Source organism: Blastomonas sp. (assembly GCF_046294995.1).
In the GTDB taxonomy this organism is placed as follows: Bacteria; Pseudomonadota; Alphaproteobacteria; order Sphingomonadales; family Sphingomonadaceae; genus Blastomonas.
Genome location: NZ_JBKBOG010000001.1, coordinates 410,121 through 433,893 on the forward strand (window position 1 = coordinate 410,121; position 23,773 = coordinate 433,893).

Below are 23,773 nucleotides of genomic sequence, written 5' to 3' on the forward strand. Positions count from 1 at the left end.
GCCATCGCCGATCAAGGTCTATCACCCTGACAAATTAATCGAACATGCTCATCCCACGAAATCGTCAAACGATCTTGACGGGCGACATTGATTGTGGAAGACATGATCCACGGGCCACCAGCCCACCGCCAGATTTGCAAACAGCAAACGGCGTTCAGGAGAGGAGCACTGAACATGGTTTCATCACGTAGCATCTGGATGCTGGGCAGCTCAGCTTTGGCTTTGGTGGCTTTTGCAACCCCGGTCATCGCACAGGATGCGGGCGTAGAAGAAAGTGCTCCTGATCCCAACGTCATCATCGTCACGGCCAACAAGCGCGATCAGAACATCCTCGATGTTGGTCTGTCGATCACCGCCGAAAGCGGCGACACACTGATCACGCGCGGGATCGGCTCTCCAACGGATTTGGGTAAGATTGTCCCCGGTTTGACGGTCCAGCCTTCGCCGTTCAACACGCCGGTATATACGCTGCGAGGGGTCGGTTTTTATGAAACCACGCTGTCGGCCTCGCCGACCGTCGCGGTCTATGTCGACGAAATCCAGCTGCCGTTCAGCGCTACCACCAGGGGCGCAGCGTTCGATATCGAGCGGGTCGAGGTGCTGAAGGGTCCGCAAGGTACGCTGTTCGGTCAGAACACCACCGGCGGGGCGATCAACTATGTTGCTGCCAAGCCCACAGATACCTTCACGACCGGCGGCACTGCCAGCTTCGGACGCTTTTCGACCTTCGACGTGCAGGGTTTTGTCAGCGGGCCGATCAGCGATACCCTCAAGGCGCGCGTCGCGCTGCGTACCGTCCAGAGCGGCGCCTGGCAGAAGAGCTTCACCCGCAACGATGAACTGGGCAAAATGGATCAGCTGCAAGGGCGGGTCCAGTTGCTCTGGGAGCCCACCGATAGCGTTCGCCTGCTGCTCAATGCCAATGGCTGGACCGACAATGGCGATACGCAGGCTGCTCAAATCCAGAGCGATACCTGCTCGGTGACCCCGGCACCGACATGCGGCAGCCCGGCAGGCATCGCGTTCGCCAGCTATCCGCGAGCGCCGCAAAATGCGCGCGCCGCCGACTGGGGCTATGGAATTTACCGCAACGGCTTCAACGACTTCAACGCCGCGACCGATTACAGCCAGTTCGACTATTCGCAACGCGGCCCGTTCGGCCGCCGCCCGAGGCGTGACGACCGCTTCTATCAGATCAGCCTGCGCGCCGATATCGACCTCAGCGATGTGCTGACACTCACGTCGATCACAGCCTATTCGGATTACAAGACCGACTCGGTCCAGGATTTTGACGGCACCGTCTTCGCATCGGTCGATACCAACACGAGTGGCTATATCCGCGATTTTTCTCAGGAAATCCGGCTTTCGGCAACGCTCGAACGCGTCAACATCATCGTCGGCGGCAATTACAACAAGGCATCGACCTTCGACCGGCTGTTCTACAATTTCAGCCAGGGTCCTTCGTCCGATCCGCTGTTCACGATCCCCGGGTCGCCGCAGGGCCAGCTCACCTTCAACTATTCGGATCAGGATATCGAGGCTTTCGCGCTCTTCGGTAACGTGGAGTTCATGCTCACCGACAGCCTTACGCTGATCGGTGGCGCGCGCTACACCAAGACCGACCGTGACTTTCAAGGCTGCACCAACGACTATCAGGGCGGGACGGCAGTTTGGTGGAATACCCTGTTCGGCACCAACGTCCAGCCAAACGGCTGCATTACACTGGATGCTACACTGACTCCGTTCAACCCGGCGGTGTTCGACCAGCTCAACGAGGACAACATCTCGTGGAACGTCGGCGTGAACTACCAGACACCCGGCGACACCCTGTTTTACGGTCGCGTAAGCCGGGGCTACAAGTCTGGAAGCTTCCCGACCGCATCAGTGGCCAGTGGCCTCGGCTACACGCCGGTGACGCAGGAATCGGTCACGGCCTATGAGTTTGGCATCAAGGCACCGATAGCCGACCGCAGGCTCGAATTGACGGCGGCGGCTTTCTATTATGATTACAAGGACAAGCAGCTGCGCGGTCGCTTGCCTGATCCGGTCTTTGGCACTCTCGAAGGCTTGGTGCAAATCCCCAAGAGCCGTGTGCAGGGTATCGAATTGTCCATGCTTGCGCGACCGGTCGATGGACTTCGGATCAGCGTCGGCGGCACGTATATCGATACGAAGATCAAGGAATTCGTTGGCTTTCAGCCTGACGCGACGACTGCTGACTTCGCAGGCCAGCGTTTTCCCTTCGCGCCCAAGCTGACTGCGATCGCCGACGCAGAATATGAATTTCCCGTCGCATCGTCGGTCAACGCCTTCTTTGGGGTGTCTGCAACGCACAACGGCAAGACTTCATCGACACTGGCAAACAGCGACACCGCAACGATCAATCGCGATGCGCGGTTCGACATGCGCAGTTACACGCTGGTCGACCTCCGGGCAGGAATCAATGTGCCTGACAGCAATCTGAGGGTCGGGGCTTTCGTCCGCAATCTCGGCAACGTCTATTACTGGACAAACGTGCAGGACAATCTGGCCTCGGTTACGCGCTTTGCCGGGATGCCGCGCACGTATGGCCTGCAGGTGACCTGGCGGTATTGACGCAGGCTGTCGGACGGACCTGCCAAGGACTTGTCCGTTCGACAGAATCGTTCTACGATAAGTCCATAAAGAGATGCTGTGGCTGCCGTGCCTGGCATATCCAAGCCTGCACGCAGTTTGTGCCGATAATCGCAACCTTGGGAGAGTGTTATGGCGACGCAGCCGTTGAATCTTGATCCTTTCGATCGCGATGCCGTCGTCCAGACCGTTCCCCGGATTGTCGACCGTATCCCGCCGATACCGCCGCGGACCCGGATGCACGGGCCGATTACGGCGCGGCTGCTCTACCGGTTCTACGGCTTTCTGGCCCTGTGGTTTGCGGCCGGGGTTGCGCCTGCGGTTCTGGGGTTGGGCCCGCAGTGGATCGCCTTTGGTTTCGGCATGATCTTTCCCGGTGCGGGCTTCTTCTATGCCGGTGGAGTAGCCGGCGTGGCGTTGGCTCTGGTGAGCGTTGCCGCGTTCGCGGTGATCATGTTCATCTGGTGGGCACGCGGTGTGATCCTCGGGCCGCCGGCGGTCTTGCTGGGCACCGCGCTTGCGTCTGCAGCCTGGATCGAAGGATCTTCGGGCGTCGCCTGGATGACATGGGGCATCCCTGTTGCCGTTGCCGGTGTGCATGGCTATCTCGCGCTGGGCCGACGCCGCGAATTCGCTGCCGCTCAGGCCCGCGCGGTGGATCTAAATCCGGTGATCACCAAGGTCGAGCCGCTGCTGCGCGATTATCCCGTGGTGGCTGCAGGCGAAATGCCCGAGGCGCAGATTGCCGAGTTCCGCCGGATGCTCGATCTGGCGTTGCAGCCCGTCGACAGCTGGAACGGATTCAGCACCGAAGACACCTGGCAGGATGGCGCGCTGCGCTATCAGATCTGCACCATGTCGTGGAACCTCTCGATGGGGCAGTACACCCAGCTGCCGGCCTTCCACGGCTACCTAAACACCGCGCAGGAAAACCTGATCTGCAAGCATATCGACCGGAAGACCTGGAACTACTGGTACTGGGAAAGCCTTTGGGGCAACCTCAAGCCCGACAAGAACCCCGTGCATATCGATAACATCATGCTGACCGGGTTTCTCGGCGTCTCGCTCGGCATGTTCGAGACTTCGAGCGGCACTTCGCCCTTTGCTGCTCCGGGTTCGCTGACCTTCCGCTGGGACGACAAGACCGCGTTTCCCTACAGCCACAGCACGATGCTCGAAGAGGTCGTCAAGAACTACAAGCGCTATGACATGGGCTGGTTCCCCTGCGAACCGCGCTGGACCTATTCAATGTGCAACCTCGTCGGTCGCACCGCGCTTGAACTACATGACGGCCGTCATGGCACGCATTATGCCGAGGCTATCTCCGACAGGTTCGAGCAGACGATGGAGGAGGAAATGATGCTGGCCGATGGCCGCATCAAGGTTTGCACCTCCGCGCCCTTCGGCTTCACCGTCCCCAGCCTGTCGGGACTGTTCGGCGAGGCCTGGGGCATCCGTTTCCTGACACCGCATGCGCCAGCGCAGGCCGAGCGCCTGTGGCAGATCCTCAAGCAGCAATGGATCACGCGCAAGGATGACGGCGGGCTCGATTTCAAGCTGCTGCCATTGGGCTGGGATACCCGCAAGCCGGCCGATTTTTCGAAATGGCCTGAGCTCAATCCGTTGATTCTGGTGCTGTGGTCGGCGCTCGAAATGGGTGATGAGGAGATCATCGCTGCCACCCGGACCGAGATCGGCCGCCGTTATGACCCTGGCCTTGCCGATGCCATGACCTGGTCGCGCCGCAACACCGTGCGCGATATGGTCAACAAGGGGCTGCCGGAGGCATGGGCGAAGGGCCCCATTCTCGCCGAAGCCACCTATCCCGACGTCATCGTCACGCGCGCGGTCACCGATGGCGAAGCGCTGGACCTGGTGCTGCATCCTGGTGGCCAGGCAGGAGCGTTCGACCTGGGCTTCGCGCGGTTGAAGCCAGGCAGAAGCTATCGGATCGTCCAGACCGGACAGACCCTCGAAGCGGCGCTGGATGGGCGTGCGACGGCGAGTGTCGCGGTGCAGGGCCGTACCGAAATCAAGCTCGTCCCGGCCTGATCGATGGTCTGCTGCCTGATCGCCGCCTTTCTCGTCGCCCAGTTTGTTGCGATGCTGCGCCGCTGGGGCATGTTCTGGGGCCTGATCACCATTCCCCAGGGTGTCCAGATGGACACGGCCTATTCGCGTGTCGCGCGCGTTCTGGCGAAGCCCGCGGTTCGGCGAACCGTGCTCGCAACGTTGCTGGTCGAACTCACCGTCGGTAGCGCCTGGCTGTATACCGAACACGGCACGCATATCGCCGAAGAGGTCGATATCGCGTGGTCTGCGTTGCACGATGAACAGGTCGCTTATGTCGGACTGTGCAAGGGCGATGACGCCGATGTTCGCGTGCGTGTCGTGCTCAACGACACCGGTCGGCAGCTGGCTGCAAGCTGAAGGCATGGCGGTCGATGAATTTGCCGGCAAGGCAGCGATCATAACGGGCGCCTCGCGCGGGATCGGGCGCGCGGTCGCCATCATGATCGCCCGGCGGGGCGCATCCGTCGTTCTTGTGGGCCGCGATCGCGCCGCCTTGGCAGAGACGCAGCAGGCGATAGCCGCGACCGGCCAGGCAAGCCAGATTGTGACAGGAGAACTGGGCGACCCGCAAACTGCAGCGCGTGCCTGCGAAGCCGCACTCGCGGCGTTCGGCAGAGTGGATGTGCTCGCCAATATCGCCGGTGCCTATCCCACCGCGCTACTATGCGACACCACGGACAATCTGGTTGCCGAAACGATCGAAGCCAATCTCGTCGGCACCATCAACATGTGCCGCGCGGTTCTGCCCTTGATGAATGAGCGTGGTGCTGGTGTGGTTGTCAACATGTCCTCGACAGCGGCGCGTTTCCCGACGCCGGGGCTTTCGGTCTATGCGGCCAGCAAGGCGGGAGTGGAAGCGTTCACGCGTGCGGTTGCTGCGGAATATGCGCCGCATTTGCGGGTCAATGCGGTGTCTGCGGGGCCGACGATGACAGACGCCGTGGCCGCATTGATGGCATCCGATGAGACCGGCGCAGTTGACGCGGTGACCGCCGCGTTGCCGTTGCAACGGCTCGGCACGCCCGACGAGATTGCCGAGGCCGTGCTGTTTCTCGTGTCACCCCGCAGCAGTTTCATCACCGGTCAGATCCTCCATGCCAACGGCGGCGGGCTGATGGCGTAGGCGCCCGTTTGCAGCATTCGTCCACAGGCAAGCCGGGTCAATGCGCGGCGGCCGGACATTGATGAAAGAGATTGAATATGACCAGGCATGCACTTTCGTTCGCGGCAATCGATGGCTTATCGTGGCTAGGTCTCGACAAGGGCACCGCGATATGACTGGCGTGGGCATGGAGGCGACGCTGGCGATCGCCGAGCGCGTCGAACGGTTCGTCCGCGATGAGGTGGTTCCTTACGAGCGCGACCCCCGGCGCGATCATCATGATTGCCCCACCGACGAGATGGTCGCGGAAATGCGCCGCAAGGCTCGGGCGGCGGGCGTGCTGACCCCGCATATCCTTGCCGATGGCAGGCACCTTTCGCAGCGCGAGACCGCGCTGGTGCTGGCCCGAACCGGGCTGTCGCCACTGGGTCCGCTGGCCTGCAACACCGCTGCGCCCGATGAGGGCAACATGTATCTGCTCGGCAAGGTCGGCAGCGCCGAAATCAAGCAGAAATTCCTCGCGCCGCTGGTGAAGGGCGAGGCGCGGTCGGCCTTTTTCATGACCGAACCGGCATCGGAGGGCGGAGCGGGGTCCGATCCGTCGATGATGCAAACCCGTTGCCACCTTGATGGCAACCACTGGGTGATCAACGGGCGCAAGGCGTTCATCACCGGGGCGCAGGGCGCGCAGGTCGGCATCGTCATGGCCAAAGCCGATGAAGGCGCGTGCATGTTTCTGGTCGATCTGCCCGATCCGGCCATTCGCATAGACTCCATTCCAAATACTATCGACAGCTCTATGCCAGGTGGCCATGCCGTGGTGACGATCGACAACCTGCGCGTACCTGCCGACCAGATGCTGGGGCAGGCGGGAGAAGGCTTCCAGTATGCTCAGATCAGGCTGGCGCCGGCGCGGCTGTCGCATTGCATGCGCTGGTTGGGTGCATGTGTTCGCGCCCACGAGATCGCGACCGACTATGCCAACCGCCGACAGGCATTTGGCAAGGCGCTGATCGATCACGAAGGTGTCGGCTTCATGCTGGCCGAAAACTTGATTGACCTCAAGCAGGCCGAACTGATGATCGACTGGTGCGCGGACGTGCTGGATACCGGCGCACTGGGTACCGCGGAAAGCTCGATGGCCAAGGTTGCGGTCAGTGAGGCGCTGATGCGGATTGCCGATCGCTGTGTGCAGGTCATGGGCGGCACCGGCCTTACCAGCGACACCATCGTCGAGCAGGTGTTCCGGGAGATCCGCGCTTTCCGGATTTATGACGGCCCCACCGAAGTCCACAAATGGAGCCTGGCCAAGAAGATCAAGCGCGACTGGAAGGTGGCGCAGGCATGAACAGCGCACTGGGCCAGGACGCCAATGCCGGGACCAGCGCGGTGCGCGAGGCCTACAGCTTTGATGAAGGCGCGCTCGCGCGCTGGATGGCGGCCAATGTGGACGGTTACTGCGGGCCGCTGAGTGTCGAGCAGTTCAAGGGTGGCCAATCCAACCCCACGTACAAGTTGCTGACCCCGTCGCGAGACTATGTGCTCCGCCGCAAACCACCTGGCGATGTGCTCCAGGGCGCGCATGCGGTCGACCGCGAAGCCCGCGTGCTCGCCGCGCTGGGCAGCGTCGACTTCCCCGTGGCTGAGGTCTACGGACTTTGTACTGATAAATCCGTGATCGGCAGTTGGTTTTACGTAATGGAGATGGTCGAGGGGCGTATCTTCTGGGATGCGACGTTCCCCGGCGTATCGCGTAAGCAGCGGCCCGCTTATTTCGATGCGATGAACGCGGTCATCGCACAACTGCATAGCATCGATTATCGTGCAATCGGTCTGGAAGACTATGGCAAGCCTGGCAACTATTTCACCCGCCAGATCGGCCGCTGGTCGCGCCAGTATCTGGAAGACAGCGATGCGGGCCGCAACGCGGACATGGATGCGCTGGTCGAGTGGCTGCCCGCCAACATTCCCAATGGCGATGAAACGAGCATCGTCCATGGCGATTTCCGCCGCGACAACATGATCTTTCACCCCAGCGAACCAAAGGTGATCGCGGTTCTGGACTGGGAACTGTCCACGCTGGGCCATCCGCTGGCCGATTTCGCGTATCATGCGATGATGTACCAGATGCCGCCGGATATCGTTGCCGGCCTGGCTGGGGCAGACCTCGAAGGCCTGAACATACCATCGGAGGAAACCTATCTGGCTGCATACTGCCAGCGAACCGGTCGTGAATCGATTCCCGGCTGGGGGTTCTATGTCGCGTTCAACTTTTTCCGGTTGGCCGCGATCTTCCATGGGATCAAGGGACGAGTGATCCGCGGGACCGCTGCTTCTGCCCATGCGCATGAGCGTGCTGCCAGTTTTCCCGTGTTGGCAAAGCTTGCACGACAATCGATGAAGCATTGCCGATGAATGATCTGCCTGTCCTTGTGTCGTTCGATGCCGGCGTCGCTACTCTCACACTCAATCGTCCGGAGACGGGCAACACGATCAACATGGATATGGCCCAGGCGCTTTTGCAGGCGGCCATCCGTTGCGACACGGATGGTGCGATCCGCTGTGTGGTGTTGACGGGTTCCGGCAGGCTGTTTTGCGCCGGCGGCGATCTTTCGTCCTTTGCGGATGCCGGTACCAACGTAGCTGCGTTTCTGAGTCAACTGGCGGGCACGCTTCATATGGCAGTGTCGCGGCTGATGCGGATGCGCAAACCTCTGGTGGTGCTGGCTAATGGTCCGGCAGCAGGAGCCGGCCTCAGCCTTGCTCTTGCAGGCGACATCGTGCTGGCTGCACCGAACGCCCATTTTACCGCAGCCTATGGCGCGGTCGGCCTCAGCCCCGACGGGGGCATGTCATGGCTGCTACCCAGGCTGGTGGGAATGCGGAAGGCCCAGCAGATGATCATATCCAATCGGCGCGTCGGCGCTGACGAGGCCGCCGAGATCGGCCTGGTTTCGCATGTGGTATCAGCAGAGGAATTGACGTCGGAAGGCATGAAGCAGGCCAGCCTTCTGGCATCCGGTGCAACTGGTGCCATCGGTGCGGCACGGGCCTTGCTGCTGGACAGCTATGGCGACAGCTTCGAAGGCCATCTGGACCGCGAAGCGCGCAGCATATCTGCTTTGGGCACCACCGACGAAAGTCGTGAGGGCATCGCCGCTTTTCTGGAAAAGCGCCGCCCGGATTTTATCGGTATGCAACGCGCGCAAACGGACAAAGCCTAAAAATTACGGATTTGAACCGGCAACTGATGTCCAATCTTGGCACCGGTCAACATCCGCGTCGCGCGCCAAATCTGCTCGGCTGATTGCCCAGGCCGGAAATAGTCACTTGCTGCCTGACGCATACAATACCGAAACTTGCGTAGGTATATTGTTATTCGAGATGCCGTCGATTCCAGGGGATATCCTGTGGATGAAGAGCAATTCCCATTGCGTTCCGAGGGCCGCCGAATCATGATGCTTTCGCGTGGCCAACCTAGGGTGCCATCCTAGTAGCCACGTTATTTTGAATCGCAGGCTTTTTCTTTAAATTTCAATGCGTTGGTCGGAATTCAAAAGCTGGCTGGGGTGGCAGGATTCGAACCTGCGAATGCCGGTACCAAAAACCGGTGCCTTACCACTTGGCGACACCCCAATGCCGTGCTCGCGGCGCTGCCGGGCGGCGTGGGGCCGGGGCAGCGCGGGAGGCGCCTATATACGGAAAAGCGTTGGCCCGCCAAGCGCCTTTTTAGGGCGCCGGCGGTGCAAGGCAGCAGGCGCTCGCGCGATCAGCCGATGCGGTGGACCCAGCCGTGCGGGTCGGCGGCGTCGCCGCGCTGGATCGACACCAGCGCCGAACGCAGCGCGGCGGTGACCGGACCCGACTGGTTGCCGCCGATGGTGAAGCTGCCTTGCGGGGATTTCACCGTGCCGACCGGCGTCACCACAGCTGCGGTGCCGCAGGCGAAGGTCTCGCGCAGCCTGCCACTTTCGGCGTCAGCTTGCCACTGGTCGATCGAATAAGGTTCCTCGCGCACGGTCATCCCCTGCGCGCGCGCCAGCGTGATCACCGAATTGCGAGTGATCCCCGGAAGGATCGTTCCGGTCAGCGGCGGGGTGACGATGCTGCCGTCCTCGAACACGAAGAACAGGTTCATGCCGCCGAGTTCTTCGACCCATTTGTGCTCTGCGGCATCGAGGAACACGACCTGGTCGCAGCCTTGCGCGGTGGCTTCGGCCTGCGCCACGAGGCTCGCGGCATAGTTGCCACCGCACTTGGCAGCGCCGGTGCCGCCGGGAGCGGCGCGGGTGTAATGCTGCGATACCCAGATCGTCACCGGTGCTGCGCCGCCCTTGAAATAGGCGCCGACGGGCGAGGCGATGGTGATGAAGAGGTACTGCTTGGCTGGACGCACGCCCAGGAACACCTCGCTCGCGAACATGAACGGGCGCAGATAGAGCGCCCCGCCATCGACCTTGGGAAACCAGTCCGAATCGATCCGCACCAGTTGCTCGACCGATTCGATGAACACTTCGGGTGGCACCGCAGGCATCGCCATGCGCGCAGCCGACTCGTTGAAGCGGCGGGCGTTGGCATCGGGGCGGAACAACGCGGTGCTGCCATCGGCGAGCTTGTACGCCTTCATGCCCTCGAAGATTTCCTGCGCATAATGCAGCACCGACGAGGCGGGATCCATCGGGATCGGCGCGCGCGCGGTGACTTTCGCGTCATGCCAGCCGCCCTTGTTCTCGTCATAGCGCACCACCACCATGTGATCGGTGAAAAGCTTGCCGAAGCCCGGATCGGCGAGCGCCGCATCGCGCGCATCGGCGGGGGTGGGGTTTGAAGTCGGCTCAACGGCGAAGGGCAGCATGTCATCCCCTGAAAACTGCAAGGATTATGGGTGGTCGTGGTCCCGATCGCTGGCCTTGCTGCAACACGGGCTTGCCAAGACCTAATCGTGCTGGCAATCAAGGTCAACATGCCTGTCCCATCTTCCCCACCGGCTTCCGCCCTGTTTCTGCGCGAGGATGAAGTGCGGCATGGCGTCGAGCTGCTGTTCTTCGGCTATACGCGGTTGACCAAGTCGATCGACGACCAGCTGGCCAAGCAGGGGCTGGGCCGCGCGCATCACCGTGCGCTGTATTTCATCGCGCGCAATCCCGATCTGACGGTGAGCCAGCTGCTGCGCGCGCTGGCGATCACCAAGCAGTCGCTGGGCCGGGTGCTCACCGAACTGCAGCGCCGCGACCTGATCGAGACGCGCAGCGGCGACACCGACCGGCGGCAGAAGCTGCTGCGGTTGACCCAGGCCGGTGGCGCGCTCGAGGCCGAGCTGTTCGATGCGCTGCGCACGCGGCTGTCGCAGGCCTATCGGCGGGCAGGGCAGGAATCGGTCACCGGCTTCTGGCGCGTGCTCGAAGGGCTGGTGCCCGAGGCCGACCGTGCGCTGCTGGCCGAGCTGGGCAGCGAGCGACGCCCGGGCTGACGCGCTGACCAAACGCGGGGATATGACGCTAGGGCATCGGCGATCGCCATGCTGGCTCCAGAGATCGCCGACATTTCCGCTTTGCGTCTGGCGCTGCTTCTGCAATTCTGGCCGAAATCAGACAAAAAGCAGGAGCGGATACCCCAATGGCAACCATGCGCAGCGTCGTGCTCAAAGCCCCGATCGCAGGTCTGCCGCAGCCGGGCGACTTCACCTTTGCCGACAGCGAAATTCCCGCGCTGAAAGACCACCAGTTCCTGATCGAGCATCGGATCGTGTCGGTCGATCCGGGCGTGCGCTCGCGGCTGTCGGCAACGGGGGCGAGCTATGCGCCGCCAATCCCGCCGGGCGGGCGGATCGACGGGTTCGTGGTGGGGCAGGTGATAGAGAGCCGCAACGAGCGCTTTCCGGTGGGCACCTGGGTGACTGCTGGCGGCGGCTGGGCCAGCCACAGCATCGGCGATGGCCGCGGCTATATCATGCCCTTGCCCGACAACGGCCTGCCGCGTTCGCTTTGGCTGGGCATTCTGGGCATTCCGGGGATGACCAGCTGGTTCGGGCTCAAGCGCGTGGGCAGTATGCGCGAAGGCGCGCATGTGCTGGTGACGTCGGCGGCGGGCGTGGTCGGCGCGACCGCAGGGCAGCTCGCCAAGGCCTGGGGCGCAGCCAGCGTGGTCGGGATCGCGGGAGGGCAGGACAAATGCGACTGGCTGGTGCGCGAATGCGGTTTTGATGCCGCGATCGACTACAAGGGCACCGATGATTTGGCGGGTGCGATCTCAGCGGCGATGCCCAAAGGCGTTGACCTGCTGTTCGACAATGTCGGCAACGCGATGATCGACACCGTGCTGCCGCTGATGCGCTTCAACGGCCATATCGTGGTGTCGGGGCAGGTCGCGGACTACAGCGTTCCGCACGACCAGCGCGCCGGGATCACCAACACCGCCGAGTTCATCGCTAAAAGGCTTACGATGCGCGGGCTGGTGGTGTTCGACGACATTCCCCAGTTTGCCGCTGCACAGGCCGAGATGGGCGGGATGATCCGCGAGGGCAAGCTCGTCTATCGCGAGGAGCTGTTCGACGGGCTCGACCAGCTTCCGCAAGCCTTTTGCGGGCTGTTCACCGGCGCCAATTTCGGGCGGCGGCTGGTGCGGCTGGGAGACGCATGATGGCACACGAATTCCGGATCGAGGACCAGGTCTATACCCGCTTCACCTTCGAGCGCGACGGGCGGGTGCTCAGCGCGATCATCACCTCGGACCATCCGGTGAACGGCGTCGACGGCCCGATGCACGACGAGCTGGCAAGGGTGTTCACCGATCTGCAGCGCGACTCCGACAGCGACATCATCGTGCTCACCGCAAAGGGCCGTGCGTTCTGCGCGGGCGGCGACTTCGCCTGGTTCCAGCAGCAGATCGACGATCCGGGGAGCTTCCGCGCGATCGCCTGGGATGCCAAGCGCATCGTCACCAGCCTGCTCGAGATGGAAAAGCCGATATTGTGCCGGCTGAACGGCGCAGCCGCAGGGCTGGGCGCCACGATCGCGTTGCTGTGCGATATCATCGTGGCCGACGAAAAGGCGCTGATCGGCGACCCGCACGTCAAGGTCGGGCTGGTCGCGGGCGATGGCGGCGCGCTGATCTGGCCGCAACTGATCGGCTATGCCCGCGCCAAGGAGCTGCTGATGACCGGCGACATGCTGACCGCGACCGAGGCCAAGACGATGGGGCTGATCAACCACGCGGTGCCGGGGGATCAGCTTGATACCAAGCTGGCAGAGATCATCGCCAAATTGCAGGGCAATCCCAAATGGGCGGTGCGCTGGACCAAGACCGTGACCAACATCCCGCTGCGCGCGCTGGCTGCGCAGATGATGGATGCGGCGATCGGCTGGGAGAGCGTTTCGAACTTTCTCGGCGACCGGCGCGAGGCGGTGGAAGCCATGGCGCAGAAGCGCGCGCCTAAGTTGACGGGGGAGTGAGGGCAGTGCTGGTGACCTTGCTCGTCATTCCCGCGAACGCGGGAATCCCGCTTCACTGCTCCACCGATGCGCACAAGCGGGACCCCCGCCTTCGCGGGGGTGACAGAGAGGGGCAGGGCTCGCCAACCATGCCCTTCCCGTTTTCCGGCGAAAGCCGGAGCCCAGGAGCGAGATTGTACTATCGTCGCCCTGGATTCCGGCTTTCGCCGGAAAACGGTCATGGGGAGGGCGCACCTAAGTGACCCTCCAGACCTTCATCGACGAACCCGACCACGTCTCCGCGTTGCGCGTAACCTTGCAGCGGTTCTTGGCGGAACACGCTCCGCGCGAGGCGCGGCAGGCGTGGGACAAGGCGGCGCGCTGGCCGCGCGATGTTTACGGCAAACTCAACGAGCTGGGCCTCACGGCTCTTACCGTGCCTGAAGAATATGGCGGGGCAGGGCAGGACCTTGTCGCCGCGGTCGCGGTGATCGAGGAACTGGCGGCAAGCGGGCCGTGCCTCGCCGGTCCCTTCATCCACACCAGTTTCTACGGCGGCATGAATATCTCCGAGAACGGATCGGCAGAGCAAAAGGCCGAGTTTTTGCCGCGTCTCGCGAAAGGCGAACTGTTCTTCGCCTATGGCCTTTCCGAGCCCAATGTCGGCGGCGATTTGGCCAGCGTCGAGACCCGCGCGGTGCGCGATGGGAACGAGGTGGTTATCAATGGATCGAAACGCTGGTGCACCGGCGCGGACTGGGCGGATTACATCTATTGCCTGGTGCGCTCGGGGCCTGCGGAGGATCGCTACAAGAACCTGTCGTTCGTGCTGGTGCCGACCGATGCGCCGGGCGTCACCATGCAGGATATCGAGCACGTCAACCTTCGCTACACCCACAGCCAGGACGTCTATTTCGACAATGTCCGCTTGCCGGTCAGCGCCATCGTCGGTGGCGAGGCGATGTGGAACAAGGGCTGGAAACTGCTCGCGGGCCGCGCGCTCGATGTCGAGAAACTCGAAATTTCCGCCGTAGCCTTGGGCATCGCGCGCGCTGCGATCGACGAGGCCTGGGGCTATGCGCAGGAGCGCGTGCAGTTCGGCAAGCCGATCAGCCAGCATCAGGCGATCCGCCACAAGCTTGTCACCGCATGCACCCAATGGCACGCGGCGCGGCACATGCTCTATCACGCCGCATGGCTCGCCAACGAGGGGCGGCCGTGCTCGATCGAAACTAGCATGGCCAAATTGTTCGTCGCCAATATGGGCGTCGAGATCGCGTTGACCTGCCAGCAGGTGATGGGATCGTACGCGCTCAGCGATGCCTATGAGATGGAGCGCCATGTCCGCGACCTACTCGGCATGGCGATCGTCGGCGGATCGAGCGACATGCAGAAGAACAATCTGGCGAGTTTGATGCGGTTGTGATCAAACGCCCTCTCCCCTTGAGGGGAGAGGGAAGAGCCGCGCAGCGGCGAAGGGAGAGGGGAATGGCGCGAGGGCACAATGCAGTCCCCTCTCCTAACCTCTCCCCTAAAGGGGAGAGGGACTTTACATGAAACCACTCGAGAGCATCGAACCGCTGGGCCATGCGGTCGCTCTGCAACTCCCCGGCATCGCCGCGCGCGCCGATGAGATCGAGGAGGCGCGGCGGTTGCCCGCCGACATCGCGCAATCGCTCGCCCGAGCAGGCGTTTTCAACATGGTCCGCCCCAAAAGCCTGGCCGGGCTGGAGATGGCGCCGCTCGATCTGGTGAGCGTGCTCCACGCCATCGCCCGCGCCGAGGCGAGCACCGGCTGGTGCGCGATGATCGGGGCGACCACAGCGATCAACGCCGCCTATCTGCCGCACGAAGTCGCGGCAGAAGTGTATTCCGATCCGCACTCGATCACCGGCGGCGTGTTCGCGCCGATGGGGCGGGCGGACGACATGGGCGATCACTACAAGGTCACCGGCCGCTGGCAGTGGGGATCAGGCAGCGCGAATTGCGACTGGCTGTGCGGCGGCGCGATGGTGTTCAAGGATGGCGAACTGCAGCGCTTCGACAACGGCGCGCCGTATCACCGGATGATGATCTTCCCGGCCAGCGAGGTCGAACTGCTCGATACCTGGCATGTCATGGGGATGAAGGGTACGGGGTCGGGCGATATCGCCGTCAGGGACGCGATCGTGCCCAAGGCGCGCAGCGTCTCGCTGATCGCCGACACGCCGGTCGAGCAGGGGCCGCTGTATCAGTTTCCGGTGTTCGGGCTGCTCGCCTTGGGCGTTGCCTCGGTGGCTTTGGGCAATGCGGCAGGCGCGATGGACGAGATCAAGGCGCTCGCCCGCGCCAAGAAGCCTCAGGGCGGACAGCGCACCATGGCCGAACGCAGCGTGGTGCAGACCGACCTGATGCGTGCCGAGGCGAAGCTTGCGGCGGCGGAAGCCTTCTTCCGCGAGAGCATCGCCGAGTGCTGGGAGGGCGCGACGACGCGCGGCCAGCTGTCGCCAGAGGAGCGCGCCAAGCTGCGGCTGGCGGCGACTTATGCCACCGAGGCTGCGGCGGATGTCGCCAAGATCGCGTTCACCATCGGCGGCGGCAGCGCGGTCTATATGACAAGCTCGCTCCAACGCCGCTTCCGCGACGCGCATGTAGCGACGCAGCACATCGCAACCGCGAGCAGCGTGTACGAACTGGTGGGGCGGGTGGCGCTGGGCCTGCCGACGGATACGGGGATGTTGTGAGGTCGGCCGCTGCCTTAATGGGAGAGCTGGCCCGGTTCGCCTCTCCCTCGATGGGAGAGGCAGCGAGACTTGGCAGCTTGCTGCCTAGTCGCAGCGGTGAGGGTGATGGTGCGGCTGGTTGCTGCGGCGCAATCCGGAGGGATCACCCCCACCCAACCCTCCCCCATCAAGGGGGAGGGCTTTAGGAAGCCGCCTCAAACCGCCCCTGCCGACTCCCGCACCACGGCAATCCCCGCCTCGCGCTGGCGTTTCAGCTCCTGCTTGAGCTTCACCGGGTCCTCGGCGATCACGAAGCCGAAGCTGACCCCGCCTTCCTTGCCGACCGTCGCGTGGTGCAATTTGTGCGCTTGGACGATGCGCTTGGCATAGCCGCTCTTGGGCACCCAGCGGAAATAGCGCTGGTGGACCAGGCCGTCGTGGATCAGCGTGTAGATCGCGCCGTAGATCATCACGCCGATGCCCATCCAGGTGGCGGGCTCCCAGACCCACGCGCCGATGATGAACAGGCTGATCGAGATCGCCGAGCCGACGATCGCGTACAGGTCGTTCTTCTCGAGCACGTTGTCGTGCGGTTCGTGATGGTCGCGGTGCCAGCCCCAGCCCCAGCCGTGCATCACGTATTTGTGGCTCCACCAGGCGACAAATTCCATGAACGCGGTTGTGGCAATCACGATTCCAAGATTGATAAGAGCCTGCATGGTCACAAGAATAGGCGCAATTGCAGCCGGTTTGAAGGGGCCACGTGCAGGCGGTTGCGGCGGCAACCAAATGCGCGCTGGATTTGGCGCCGCGCTTCTGTCAAGCGACAGGCGGAAACGCCGCAAATACGAAGGTTTGAGGGATGGCCGAAGCAAAAACGCTCTACGAAAAGATTTGGGATGCGCATGTCGTTGACCAGCGCGACGATGGCACCGCGATCATTTTCATCGACCGGCATCTCGTGCACGAGGTCACCAGCCCGCAGGCGTTCGAGGGATTGCGCATGGCCGGGCGCAAGGTGCGCAGGCCCGATCTGACGCTGGCCGTTCCCGATCACAACGTGCCGACCACGCCGCGCGTCGATGCACAAGGCAACCGTATCCCGATCGCCGACCCCGAAAGCCGCGCGCAGCTCGAGGCGCTCGAGCGCAACGCACCCGCATTCGGCGTGCCCTATATCGATGCGACCGACGCGCGCCAGGGCATTGTCCATGTCATCGGCCCCGAGCAGGGCTTCACGCTGCCGGGCTGCACCATGGTGTGCGGCGACAGCCACACCGCCGCGCACGGTGCGCTGGGCGCGCTGGCGTTCGGCATCGGCACCTCGGAGGTCGAGCATGTGCTGGCGACCCAGACGCTGCAGCTCAAGCGCTCGAAATCGATGGAGATCCGCGTTGAAGGCGATCTGCCCGCCGAAGTCAGTCCCAAGGATCTGATTCTGCACATCATCGGCCAGATCGGCGCTGCCGGCGGCACCGGGCATGTCATCGAATATCGCGGCAAGGTGTTCGAACAGATGTCGATCGAGGGCAGGCTCACCGTCGCCAACATGTCGATCGAGGCGGGCGCGCGCGCCGGGCTGATCGCGCCCGATGATGCGACCTTTGCATATCTGAAAGGCCGACCGATGGCACCCAAAGGCGCGGACTGGGATGCGGCAGTCGCCTATTGGCGCACGCTCAAGACCGATGACGGCGCGGTGTTCGATACCAGCGTCGTCATAAACGCCGCCGATGTCGCACCGTCGGTGACCTGGGGCACCAGCCCCGAGGACGTGGTGCCCATCACCGGTCATGTTCCCGATCCGGCAAGCTATTCCGATCCTTCCAAGCGCGCCGCTGCCCAGAAGTCGCTCGATTATATGGGCCTGACCGCGGGTACTCCGCTGACCGAGGTGCCGGTCGAGCACATCTTCATTGGCAGCTGCACCAACAGCCGGATCGAGGATCTGCGCGCGGCCGCAGCGGTGCTCAAGGGGCGGCACAACGCGCCTGGAATTAAGTCCGCTTTGGTCGTGCCGGGCTCGGGGCTGGTCAAGCGTCAGGCCGAAGAGGAGGGGCTGGACCGCATCTTCATCGAGGCCGGCTTCGAATGGCGCGAGCCGGGCTGCTCGGCGTGCCTGGGGATGAACCCCGACAAGGTGCCAGCGGGCGAGCGCTGCGCCTCGACCTCAAACCGCAACTTCGTCGGCCGCCAAGGTCCGGGTGCGCGGACACATCTGGTGTCGCCCGCGATGGCAGCAGCCGCTGCGGTGACCGGCAGGCTCAGCGATGTGCGGACGTTGATTTGACCTGAATTCCGGAGTATTTTGGTCAAAACTCCAAGAGGTGCATGATGGATGTGCGTGCGACTGTGTTTTCGGCAGCCGAGGCCAAGGCGCAATTTTCAGCTTTGCTCGACCGTGTTGTCGCGGGCGAGACAATCCTGATTACCCGTCACGGTAAGCCCGTGGCACGGCTTGGGCATCCCGATCAAAGCGAGCAGCAGAAGATCGACGCGCGGCGCAAGGCGCGTGAAGACTTTATCGAGTGGCGGCGGATGCATGGTCCGACGCTGGGCCCCGGCATGTCGGTCAAGGACCTGATCAACGAAGGTCGGCGTTGGTAATGGATAAGTTTGTCCTTGATGCATCGGTCGCCTTGGCTTGGTTATTCAAGGATGAGGAAACGCCTGCATCAATGGCGGTCCACGCCATGACAGACGATCACCAGCTTGTGGTGCCACCGCACTGGTTTGCCGAGGTCGCCAATGGCATACGCCAGGGAGAGCGCACTAACAGGTGCAAGCCTGAGGATCTGCCGGGATTTCTGCACATCCTGAACTTGCTCAGCTTTGCTGTGGACACGCTTGCGCCGTTTGCGCAATTCTCGCTGGTGTTGCCCATAGCACGCGAGCACAATTTGACGATCTATGACGCAGCCTATCTGCATTGCGCGGTTAGCAATCGGTTGCCATTGGCAACGTTCGACCGCCAGTTGGCTTCCGTTGCAAAATCGATCGACGTTCAAGTGATAGGAGAGTGAAGTTGAGCCCATTCCGCAATGTTCTCGTGGGCGCTGCTCTGGCCCTCGCCACGGCCACGTCAGCCCATGCACAGGACGCCGACGTGCAACTCTGGCGGCTCGATTGCGGGACCGTGGCGGCGAACGATCTCAACGCATTTTCCGACATCCAGGCCTATACCGGCCAGTCGAAGCGGCTGGCGAGCAGCTGCTATCTGATCCGTCATGGCAGCGATTATCTGTTGTGGGACACGGGCCTGCCATCGGCGATGAAGGGCAAGCCCCTTGATGACAACCAGGCGATGGACGCGACGGTCACGCTGACGATCAAGGAGCAGCTGGCGCAGCTCAAGATCGATCCGGCAAAGATCACGCATGTCGGCCTGAGCCATTATCACTTCGATCACAGCGGCCAGCTGGCCGAGTTTCCGGGCGCCACGCTGATCGTCGGCAAGGCCGACTGGACGGTGCTGACCACCGATCCTGCATCCTACGGCGCCGACCCCGCGCCGTTTGCACACTGGATTTCGGGCGGCGGCAAGGTCGAGCAGGCGACCACCGACAAGGATGTGTTCGGCGATGGATCGGTGACCATGCTGCGGCTCCCCGGTCACACCCCGGGACACAGCGGTCTGCTGGTGCGGCTGAAGGATAAAGGACCGGTGCTGCTGACCGGAGATCTCGCGCATTTCAGCGAAAATTACGCGTCAAACGGCGTGCCCACGTTCAACGTCGACCGCGCCGATACTCTGGCATCGCTTGACCGCTTCAAGAAACTGGCCGACAATCTCAAGGCGACGGTGATCATTCAACATGAGCCGGCAGACGTGGGCAAGTTGCCGACGTTTCCCCAGGCGGCGGAGTAAATACAGTGAGCAAGGACAAGAAGGACGGCTGGTCGAACAGCGCAATGGCAGGTGCCGCGGTAGGTTCCGCAGCATTGGCTGCGGCACTTTTGTATGTTGGCAAGCAGTTCAACAAACCGAAGACCGCCGCCCCTGCAAAGCCTGAAGAGCCGGGCGCCGAAGCGACCGAGGGCCCCCATGCAACCGATTGATCGCGTCGAGGGCAAGGCCATCCCGTTTGGCCGCAAGAACGTCGATACCGATATCATCATCCCCTCGCGGTGGCTCAAGACGATCAGTCGCGAAGGCTTGGGCGCCGGTGCGTTCGAAACGATCCGCGCCGAGCCGGGCAACGTGTTCGACGATCCCAAGTACGCCGGATCGCCGATCTTGATAGCAGGCGACAATTTCGGCTGCGGATCGAGCCGCGAGCATGCCGCCTGGGCGTTGATCGATCTGGGCATCACTGCGGTGATCGCACCGAGCTTTTCGGACATCTTCTCGAGCAACGCGTTCAAGAATGGCATTCTGACCGTGGAACTGCCGCAGGACGCGATCGACCGGCTGATGGAGGTGGCGCAGACCGACACCATCTATATCGACCTGGAAACCCAGACCGTGACGACGCCGTTCCAGGACCGCTTCAGCTTCGAGATCGACCCCTTCCGCAAGACCTGCCTGATGCAGGGGCTCGACGAGATCGGGCTGACGCTGGGCAAGGCGGATGCGATCAGTGCGTACGAGGCGAAGGTCAGCGCAGACCGCCCCTGGATGGTGCCTGTAGCAGCCTGACGCCGTCATTCCCGCGAACGCGGGAATCCCGCTTCTGCGGTACGTCAGCATCAAAAGCGGGACCCCCGCGATCGCGGGGGTGACGATGGATCAAACAACAACAAACGGAGAGAGCCTCACATGAAAGCCCTATTGTCGACTGCTGCCGGTGGACCCGAAACGCTTGAGATGACCGAGATCGATGCGCCGGTCGCAGGTCCCGGCGAATTGCTGGTCGCGGTCAAGGCGTGCTCGATCAACTTTCCTGACGCGCTGATCATCAAGGATATGTATCAGCTCAAGCCCCAGCGCCCGTTCGCGCCGGGCAGCGAGATTGCGGGTACTGTCGAAGCCGTGGGCGAGGGCGTCACCGGCTGGTCGGTAGGCGACCGGGTGATCGCAGGCACCGGCTTTGGCGGGCTGGTCGAAAAGAAGGTCGTCGCGGCGGCTGGGGCATACAAGCTTCCCGACCAGTTCAGCTTCGAGCAGGGTGCATCCTTGCTGATGACCTATGGCACCTCGATCCACGCGCTCAAGGATCGCGGCCACATCAAGCCGGGCGATACCCTGCTTGTGCTGGGTGCAGCCGGCGGCGTAGGCCTGGCAGCGGTTGAACTGGGCAAGGCGTATGGCGCGCGCGTCGTCGCGGGCGTTTCGAGCGAGGCAAAGGCTGAGGCTGCCCGCGCGTCGGGTGCGGACGAGGTCGTGGTCTATGCCCGCCAGCCGTTCGACAAGGACCAGTCCAAGGCGCTCGCCAACGCGTTCAAGGACGCGGTCGGCCCCAACGGCGCGGATATCGTCTATGACGCGGTCGGCGGCGACTACAGCGAGCCCGCTGTCCGTGCGATGGCATGGGAAGGCCGCTTCCTGGTGGTCGGCTTCCCCGCCGGTATCGCCAAGCTGCCGCTCAACCTCACCCTGCTCAAGAGCTGCGATGTCTGCGGCGTGTTCTGGGGAGCATTCGCCGCGCGCGAGCCCGAGCGCAACGCTGCCAACATCGCCGAACTGTTCGATCTTTGGGCGGCGGGCAAGATTTCGCCGCGCATCTCGGAAACCTTCAGCTTCGACACCGCGCACGAGGCGATCGCCCGGCTTGAAAATCGCGAGGCGATCGGCAAGCTTGTGGTGACCATGTGATGGGCTGAGTCGTGCGGTTTGGCGCTTGCCGCTAACGCGCGCTGTGCGTATGCGCTAACGCCAGACCTGCATGACCAACCCCATTCTTGACCAATAAAGGGCCAACATGACCAGTTTCAGTGACCGTGAACGCGCGTTCGAAGCCAAGTTTGCAGCCGATGCAGACCTCCAGTTCCGGATCACCGCCCGGCGCAACCGCCTGCTCGGCCATTGGGCCGCGCAGCAGATGGGGCTGACGCCCGAAGAAACCGAAGCCTATGCCAAAGCGGTCGTCCAGGCCGATTTCGAGGAAGCAGGCGATGAAGACGTCATCCGCAAGCTGCTGGGCGATCTGGTCTCGGCCGGGGTCGAGATTGACGAACTGGGCGTGCGCACCGCGCTCGAATCCAAGATGGTCGAGGCGCGCCGCCAGTATATCGAAGAGGCGAACTGAGCCGTGCCGATGCGTGCGGCAGATATCGAGGCGCTGATCAAGGCCGGTATTCCGGACGCAGATGTCACGATCACCGATCTGGCGGGCGATGGCGATCATTATGCCGCGCATGTGGTCGCCGAAAGCTTCCGTCCGCTAAGCCGCATTGCCCGCCAGCGCGCGGTCTATGCAGCGCTGGGCGGCCGCATGGGTGGCGAACTGCATGCCTTGCAACTGACCACCGCGCTCCCCAGCTAAATGCCAGGCCAAACTGGCACCATCTGCATACCTACGGAGCTGACACCATGACCGACACCGCACAGGCCCGCATCGCCGAGATCGTTCAGGCCAATGACGTCCTGCTGTTCATGAAGGGCACGCCGCTGTTTCCGCAGTGCGGCTTTTCCAGCAAGGCGATCGCCATTCTCGATCACCTCGGCGTCGATTACGAAAGCATCGATGTGCTGCAGGACATGGAAGTCCGCCAGGGTATCAAGGAATTCTCCGACTGGCCAACCATCCCCCAGCTCTATGTAAAAGGCGAATTCATCGGCGGATCGGACATCATGATGGAGATGTTCGAAGCCGGCGAACTGCAGAGCCTGATGCAGGAAAAGGGCCTGGTCGGGGCTGGCTGAATTCGCTTACCGGAACTGGGAGCTAGACACCTATCACCGTCACCCCCGCGAAGGCGGGGGTCCCGCTTTGGAGCGAGCGTGTTCGCAATAGCGGGATTCCCGCGTACGCGGGAATGACGCTCCGGGGAAATCGAACGGATTAAGCCGCAACCGCAGCCTGCGCCGCGCGCGAACGTCTGACGCTGTCGACGCAGAACAGCGCCACGGCGGTCCAGATCAACGCGAAACAGATCGCATGCGCACGGGTGAACGGCTCGTCATAGACGAACACGCCCAGCATGAACTGGATCGTTGGGCCGATGAACTGGATGAACCCCAGTGTCGACAGCGGCATCTTGCGCGCGGCGCTGGCGAACAACAGCAGCGGGATGGTGGTCACCGCACCGCCGGCGATCAGGAAAATGTCGGTATAGGCCGAATAGCCGAAGCCTGGCGTAGGATCCTGCCATGCCGCCCAAAATGCGTATCCCAGCGCAAACGGCAGCAGCAGCGTGGTTTCGCAGGCCAGGCCAGGGAGCGAGCCCACCGGCGCCATCTTGCGTACCATTCCGTAAAGCCCGAACGACGCGGCGAGCGACAGGCTGATCCAGATCGACGCCAGCGACTCACTGGCCAGTACCAATACGCCAGCGGCAGCCAGCGCGATGGCGACCAGCTGGGTGCGGTTCATCCGCTCGCGGAAAAACACGACGCCCAAAGCGACGTTGACCAGAGGGTTGATGTAATAGCCCAGGCTTCCGGCAAGGATGTGGCCATTGGTGATGGCCCAGATATAGACCAGCCAGTTGGTCGCGATCAGGCTTGAGCTCGCCAGCATGAAGCGGCGGATTTGCGGATCGGCGAGCGCTGTGGTGAATTCGGTCAGGCGGCGGCTGGCCCAGAGGATCACCACGATCAGCACCACCGACCACATCACGCGGTGCGCGACGATTTCCACCGGGGAAATGCCCTGCAGCTGTTTGAAAAACAGCGGCATGAAGCCCCAGATCGTATAGGCCCCTACCGCTTCGGGCAGGCCTTTCAGTTGCTTGCTGTCACCGCTCATGCG

25 protein-coding genes and 1 tRNA gene are annotated in these 23,773 nt (G+C 62.8%); 22 read left to right on the forward strand and 4 right to left on the reverse strand.

The genetic code is table 11. From position 1 onward, the window contains the following. Positions 1-174: 174 nt before the first annotated feature. The 7 genes from ACK4R0_RS01845 to ACK4R0_RS01875 all read left to right on the forward strand — a co-directional run bounded on the left by ACK4R0_RS01845 (position 175) and on the right by ACK4R0_RS01875 (position 9,012). On the forward strand, positions 175-2,595 hold the full coding sequence (locus tag ACK4R0_RS01845) for a TonB-dependent receptor (RefSeq protein WP_409669356.1): 2,421 nt from the start codon (positions 175-177) through the stop codon (positions 2,593-2,595). Positions 2,596-2,760: 165 nt separating this feature from the next. After that, positions 2,761-4,665, forward strand: coding sequence for a hypothetical protein (locus ACK4R0_RS01850; RefSeq protein ID WP_409669358.1), 1,905 nt, complete (start codon positions 2,761-2,763; stop codon positions 4,663-4,665). Positions 4,666-4,668: 3 nt separating this feature from the next. Then, positions 4,669-5,043 (forward strand): hypothetical protein, encoded by a 375-nt coding sequence (locus ACK4R0_RS01855; protein ID WP_409669361.1) that lies wholly within the window; start codon positions 4,669-4,671, stop codon positions 5,041-5,043. 4 nt (positions 5,044-5,047) lie between these two features. Continuing rightward, a complete protein-coding gene (locus ACK4R0_RS01860; RefSeq protein ID WP_409669363.1) occupies positions 5,048-5,809 on the forward strand; it encodes an SDR family NAD(P)-dependent oxidoreductase in 762 nt (253 codons plus the stop codon). Between the two features lie 151 nt (positions 5,810-5,960). After that, the gene (locus ACK4R0_RS01865; protein WP_409669366.1) at positions 5,961-7,136 is read left to right on the forward strand and encodes an acyl-CoA dehydrogenase family protein; all 1,176 of its coding nucleotides are present in this window, start codon (positions 5,961-5,963) and stop codon (positions 7,134-7,136) included. Continuing rightward, a complete protein-coding gene (locus ACK4R0_RS01870; protein ID WP_409669369.1) occupies positions 7,133-8,203 on the forward strand; it encodes a phosphotransferase in 1,071 nt (356 codons plus the stop codon). The genes ACK4R0_RS01865 and ACK4R0_RS01870 overlap by 4 nt, the downstream gene beginning before the upstream one ends. After that, the gene (locus tag ACK4R0_RS01875) at positions 8,200-9,012 is read left to right on the forward strand and encodes an enoyl-CoA hydratase/isomerase family protein (protein ID WP_409669372.1); all 813 of its coding nucleotides are present in this window, start codon (positions 8,200-8,202) and stop codon (positions 9,010-9,012) included. The genes ACK4R0_RS01870 and ACK4R0_RS01875 overlap by 4 nt, the downstream gene beginning before the upstream one ends. A gap of 337 nt (positions 9,013-9,349) precedes the next feature. On the opposite strand, the gene ACK4R0_RS01880 is transcribed toward ACK4R0_RS01875, so the two are convergent. Both ACK4R0_RS01880 and ACK4R0_RS01885 read right to left on the reverse strand, forming a co-directional pair. Continuing rightward, a tRNA-Gln gene (locus ACK4R0_RS01880) sits at positions 9,350-9,424 on the reverse strand. A gap of 133 nt (positions 9,425-9,557) precedes the next feature. Further along, positions 9,558-10,643: a branched-chain amino acid aminotransferase gene (locus ACK4R0_RS01885; protein ID WP_409669375.1), complete on the reverse strand. Its 1,086-nt coding sequence runs from the start codon at positions 10,641-10,643 to the stop codon at positions 9,558-9,560. Positions 10,644-10,751: 108 nt separating this feature from the next. On the opposite strand from ACK4R0_RS01885, the gene ACK4R0_RS01890 reads away from it, so the two are divergent. The 5 genes from ACK4R0_RS01890 (at position 10,752) to ACK4R0_RS01910 (ending at position 15,941) form a co-directional block, all read left to right on the forward strand. Continuing rightward, on the forward strand, positions 10,752-11,258 hold the full coding sequence (locus tag ACK4R0_RS01890) for a MarR family winged helix-turn-helix transcriptional regulator (protein ID WP_409670863.1): 507 nt from the start codon (positions 10,752-10,754) through the stop codon (positions 11,256-11,258). A gap of 146 nt (positions 11,259-11,404) precedes the next feature. Then, entirely contained in the window at positions 11,405-12,427 is a 1,023-nt protein-coding gene (locus ACK4R0_RS01895) for an NADP-dependent oxidoreductase (protein ID WP_409669378.1), read from the forward strand. After that, the gene (locus ACK4R0_RS01900) at positions 12,427-13,239 is read left to right on the forward strand and encodes an enoyl-CoA hydratase/isomerase family protein (RefSeq protein ID WP_409669381.1); all 813 of its coding nucleotides are present in this window, start codon (positions 12,427-12,429) and stop codon (positions 13,237-13,239) included. The genes ACK4R0_RS01895 and ACK4R0_RS01900 overlap by 1 nt, the downstream gene beginning before the upstream one ends. Before the next feature lie 238 nt (positions 13,240-13,477). Continuing rightward, positions 13,478-14,644, forward strand: a complete 1,167-nt coding sequence (locus tag ACK4R0_RS01905; protein WP_409669384.1) for an acyl-CoA dehydrogenase family protein — start codon at positions 13,478-13,480, stop codon at positions 14,642-14,644. Between the two features lie 127 nt (positions 14,645-14,771). Continuing rightward, positions 14,772-15,941 (forward strand): acyl-CoA dehydrogenase family protein, encoded by a 1,170-nt coding sequence (locus tag ACK4R0_RS01910; RefSeq protein WP_409669387.1) that lies wholly within the window; start codon positions 14,772-14,774, stop codon positions 15,939-15,941. A 194-nt stretch (positions 15,942-16,135) separates the two neighbouring features. Here ACK4R0_RS01910 and ACK4R0_RS01915 read toward each other — a convergent pair whose 3' ends face one another. Continuing rightward, complete coding sequence (locus ACK4R0_RS01915; RefSeq protein ID WP_409669390.1) at positions 16,136-16,639, reverse strand: sterol desaturase family protein; 504 nt, start codon at positions 16,637-16,639, stop codon at positions 16,136-16,138. A 143-nt stretch (positions 16,640-16,782) separates the two neighbouring features. Here ACK4R0_RS01915 and leuC point away from each other — a divergent pair, with 143 nt between their 5' ends. The 10 genes from leuC (at position 16,783) to grxD (ending at position 22,725) form a co-directional block, all read left to right on the forward strand. Continuing rightward, complete coding sequence (leuC, locus tag ACK4R0_RS01920; RefSeq protein WP_409669393.1) at positions 16,783-18,210, forward strand: 3-isopropylmalate dehydratase large subunit; 1,428 nt, start codon at positions 16,783-16,785, stop codon at positions 18,208-18,210. A 50-nt stretch (positions 18,211-18,260) separates the two neighbouring features. Continuing rightward, a complete protein-coding gene (locus ACK4R0_RS01925) occupies positions 18,261-18,527 on the forward strand; it encodes a type II toxin-antitoxin system Phd/YefM family antitoxin (RefSeq protein ID WP_409669396.1) in 267 nt (88 codons plus the stop codon). Continuing rightward, the gene (locus ACK4R0_RS01930; RefSeq protein WP_409669399.1) at positions 18,527-18,943 is read left to right on the forward strand and encodes a type II toxin-antitoxin system VapC family toxin; all 417 of its coding nucleotides are present in this window, start codon (positions 18,527-18,529) and stop codon (positions 18,941-18,943) included. The genes ACK4R0_RS01925 and ACK4R0_RS01930 overlap by 1 nt, the downstream gene beginning before the upstream one ends. 2 nt (positions 18,944-18,945) lie before the next feature. Continuing rightward, positions 18,946-19,788 (forward strand): N-acyl homoserine lactonase family protein, encoded by an 843-nt coding sequence (locus tag ACK4R0_RS01935; protein WP_409669402.1) that lies wholly within the window; start codon positions 18,946-18,948, stop codon positions 19,786-19,788. Positions 19,789-19,793: 5 nt separating this feature from the next. After that, complete coding sequence (locus tag ACK4R0_RS01940) at positions 19,794-19,979, forward strand: isopropylmalate isomerase (protein ID WP_409669405.1); 186 nt, start codon at positions 19,794-19,796, stop codon at positions 19,977-19,979. Further along, the gene (leuD, locus tag ACK4R0_RS01945; protein WP_409669408.1) at positions 19,966-20,559 is read left to right on the forward strand and encodes a 3-isopropylmalate dehydratase small subunit; all 594 of its coding nucleotides are present in this window, start codon (positions 19,966-19,968) and stop codon (positions 20,557-20,559) included. The genes ACK4R0_RS01940 and leuD overlap by 14 nt, the downstream gene beginning before the upstream one ends. A 120-nt stretch (positions 20,560-20,679) precedes the next feature. Beyond that, positions 20,680-21,675: an NADPH:quinone oxidoreductase family protein gene (locus ACK4R0_RS01950; RefSeq protein ID WP_409669410.1), complete on the forward strand. Its 996-nt coding sequence runs from the start codon at positions 20,680-20,682 to the stop codon at positions 21,673-21,675. Between the two features lie 106 nt (positions 21,676-21,781). Next, positions 21,782-22,108 carry a DUF1476 domain-containing protein gene (locus tag ACK4R0_RS01955; protein ID WP_409669413.1) on the forward strand — a complete coding sequence of 109 codons (327 nt, stop codon included), beginning with the start codon at positions 21,782-21,784 and terminating at the stop codon, positions 22,106-22,108. Between the two features lie 9 nt (positions 22,109-22,117). Then, positions 22,118-22,345 (forward strand): BolA/IbaG family iron-sulfur metabolism protein, encoded by a 228-nt coding sequence (locus ACK4R0_RS01960; RefSeq protein WP_409669416.1) that lies wholly within the window; start codon positions 22,118-22,120, stop codon positions 22,343-22,345. Between the two features lie 47 nt (positions 22,346-22,392). Beyond that, positions 22,393-22,725 carry a Grx4 family monothiol glutaredoxin gene (gene grxD / locus ACK4R0_RS01965; RefSeq protein WP_409669419.1) on the forward strand — a complete coding sequence of 111 codons (333 nt, stop codon included), beginning with the start codon at positions 22,393-22,395 and terminating at the stop codon, positions 22,723-22,725. Between the two features lie 139 nt (positions 22,726-22,864). On the opposite strand, the gene rarD is transcribed toward grxD, so the two are convergent. Next, a complete protein-coding gene (gene rarD, locus ACK4R0_RS01970) occupies positions 22,865-23,770 on the reverse strand; it encodes an EamA family transporter RarD (protein ID WP_409669422.1) in 906 nt (301 codons plus the stop codon). Positions 23,771-23,773: the final 3 nt, after the last annotated feature.

Excerpts from the sequence above, each read along its gene's own strand:
- ACK4R0_RS01890 (WP_409670863.1), top strand. The coding sequence starts at position 10,752 with ATGCCTGTCCCATCTTCCCCACCGGCTTCCGCCCTGTTTCTGCGCGAG.
- grxD (WP_409669419.1), top strand. The coding sequence starts at position 22,393 with ATGACCGACACCGCACAGGCCCGCATCGCCGAGATCGTTCAGGCCAAT.
- ACK4R0_RS01955 (WP_409669413.1), top strand. The coding sequence starts at position 21,782 with ATGACCAGTTTCAGTGACCGTGAACGCGCGTTCGAAGCCAAGTTTGCA.
- ACK4R0_RS01845 (WP_409669356.1), top strand. The coding sequence starts at position 175 with ATGGTTTCATCACGTAGCATCTGGATGCTGGGCAGCTCAGCTTTGGCT.
- rarD (WP_409669422.1), bottom strand. The coding sequence starts at position 23,770 with ATGAGCGGTGACAGCAAGCAACTGAAAGGCCTGCCCGAAGCGGTAGGG.
- ACK4R0_RS01895 (WP_409669378.1), top strand. The coding sequence starts at position 11,405 with ATGGCAACCATGCGCAGCGTCGTGCTCAAAGCCCCGATCGCAGGTCTG.
- ACK4R0_RS01870 (WP_409669369.1), top strand. The coding sequence starts at position 7,133 with ATGAACAGCGCACTGGGCCAGGACGCCAATGCCGGGACCAGCGCGGTG.
- ACK4R0_RS01885 (WP_409669375.1), bottom strand. The coding sequence starts at position 10,643 with ATGCTGCCCTTCGCCGTTGAGCCGACTTCAAACCCCACCCCCGCCGAT.
- ACK4R0_RS01950 (WP_409669410.1), top strand. The coding sequence starts at position 20,680 with ATGAAAGCCCTATTGTCGACTGCTGCCGGTGGACCCGAAACGCTTGAG.
- ACK4R0_RS01855 (WP_409669361.1), top strand. The coding sequence starts at position 4,669 with ATGGTCTGCTGCCTGATCGCCGCCTTTCTCGTCGCCCAGTTTGTTGCG.
- ACK4R0_RS01860 (WP_409669363.1), top strand. The coding sequence starts at position 5,048 with ATGGCGGTCGATGAATTTGCCGGCAAGGCAGCGATCATAACGGGCGCC.
- ACK4R0_RS01960 (WP_409669416.1), top strand. The coding sequence starts at position 22,118 with ATGCGTGCGGCAGATATCGAGGCGCTGATCAAGGCCGGTATTCCGGAC.
- ACK4R0_RS01875 (WP_409669372.1), top strand. The coding sequence starts at position 8,200 with ATGAATGATCTGCCTGTCCTTGTGTCGTTCGATGCCGGCGTCGCTACT.
- ACK4R0_RS01900 (WP_409669381.1), top strand. The coding sequence starts at position 12,427 with ATGGCACACGAATTCCGGATCGAGGACCAGGTCTATACCCGCTTCACC.
- leuC (WP_409669393.1), top strand. The coding sequence starts at position 16,783 with ATGGCCGAAGCAAAAACGCTCTACGAAAAGATTTGGGATGCGCATGTC.
- ACK4R0_RS01930 (WP_409669399.1), top strand. The coding sequence starts at position 18,527 with ATGGATAAGTTTGTCCTTGATGCATCGGTCGCCTTGGCTTGGTTATTC.
- ACK4R0_RS01865 (WP_409669366.1), top strand. The coding sequence starts at position 5,961 with ATGACTGGCGTGGGCATGGAGGCGACGCTGGCGATCGCCGAGCGCGTC.
- ACK4R0_RS01910 (WP_409669387.1), top strand. The coding sequence starts at position 14,772 with ATGAAACCACTCGAGAGCATCGAACCGCTGGGCCATGCGGTCGCTCTG.
- ACK4R0_RS01915 (WP_409669390.1), bottom strand. The coding sequence starts at position 16,639 with ATGCAGGCTCTTATCAATCTTGGAATCGTGATTGCCACAACCGCGTTC.
- leuD (WP_409669408.1), top strand. The coding sequence starts at position 19,966 with ATGCAACCGATTGATCGCGTCGAGGGCAAGGCCATCCCGTTTGGCCGC.